2 protein-coding genes are annotated in these 1,190 nt (G+C 67.6%); one reads left to right on the top strand and one right to left on the bottom strand.

Going from position 1 to position 1,190, the window contains the following annotated elements:
* Nucleotides 1-215 precede the first annotated feature (215 nt).
* The gene (locus tag A8G08_RS14265; RefSeq protein WP_245672833.1) at nt 216-635 is read left to right on the top strand and encodes a hypothetical protein; all 420 of its coding nucleotides are present in this window, start codon (nt 216-218) and stop codon (nt 633-635) included.
* Nucleotides 636-856: 221 nt separating this feature from the next.
* Here A8G08_RS14265 and A8G08_RS14260 read toward each other — a convergent pair.
* Nucleotides 857-1,190: Ig-like domain-containing protein (locus A8G08_RS14260; protein ID WP_169823310.1), on the bottom strand; the 334-nt coding region annotated here is incomplete at its 5' end.

Genomic DNA, 1,190 nt, shown 5'->3' with positions numbered 1-1,190 from the left:
CGTCCTCGACTTCGTATTCGTAGTGCGCCAGCCAGGAACCGGAACACCCGACGTTGTGATTGACGCTGCCGGTGAACAAGATGGTGCCCGGGTCGACGGTGTGCCAGCAGCAGCGGTCGTGGGGATCACCGTGCGCAGAGCCGCGCTCATTCGCGCGCTGTAGCTCACCCAGTCCAGCTGCTCGGCGGCGGCATGCGCGATTTCACCGCGGACGCGTGGCAGCGGGCTCTGCGTCATTTCCGAAGATCCCTGACGAGGGGGTCTTCGCCCGCAACGCCCGGCTCGGTGTGCCACCCGCGATTGTCGACAAGGAGACCATCGCCGCCCTCCGCGACGGATCCATCGAGGTCGTTGGCGCAGTCGAGTCACTCGACGCGCACAGCGTGGGGCTGGCGGATGGCACGCGGATCGACCCGCAGGCGATCGTGTGCGCGACCGGATTCCGCCGCGAACTCGACAAGCTGGTCGGGCACCTGGGCGTGCTGGATGAGCACCGGTGGCCACATGCCACCGGTGCGGAGCCGGCCGCCGAGAGGCTCCGGTTCATCGGGTTCGTACCCAGGCCGTCCCAGATCGGGTACGCATCGAAGCAGGCTCTCCGCGCGGCACGCGCGATCGCGCGGGAACTGCGCTGAGATGAGCCGCGCCCGTCATCAACGTTGCGTGTCGAAATCGCAGCGGCGTCGATGACATCAAGGTGATTCGTGGGCAGTCACGTCACGGCCGTCTGCGCTCATCGGAACCTCCTGCGCGGCGCCGCGCGGGGATGACGGCCTCGCCAAGACGAGACGCAGCAGCGGGTGCCTTCGAATGAAGGCACCCGCTGCCGTTTATCTGTGTTGCCGAGACCTACCGGTTAGTTCGAGGAACCGAAGATCGGGTTGCCTCCGGTGCCCGGATCCTCGGGATCGGTCACATTGATCGCCTTCACGGCCGAGGTCGAAGCGAGGAACCCGGTCCCACCGCTGAACTCCGCGGTGACGCTGTGCGCGCCTTCGGTGAACACGTGCGAGACGGTCGCTACACCACCGCTCACCGACACCGGGGCGCCGATGGCGACACCGTTGTCGAAGAACTGGACAGTGCCGACGGCGTCAGCCGGAGCCACCGTGGCCGACAGCGACACGGACTGGGCCGTGGTCGCGGTCGCCGGCGCGGTCAGCGCCGTGGTGGTGGCAACGTCCTCGGGT

Source organism: Aldersonia kunmingensis (genome assembly GCF_001646865.1).
Lineage (GTDB): Bacteria > Actinomycetota > Actinomycetes > Mycobacteriales > Mycobacteriaceae > Aldersonia > Aldersonia kunmingensis.
The sequence above is the reverse complement of the archived record's forward strand: the minus strand, read 5'-3'. Positions and strand labels throughout refer to the sequence as shown.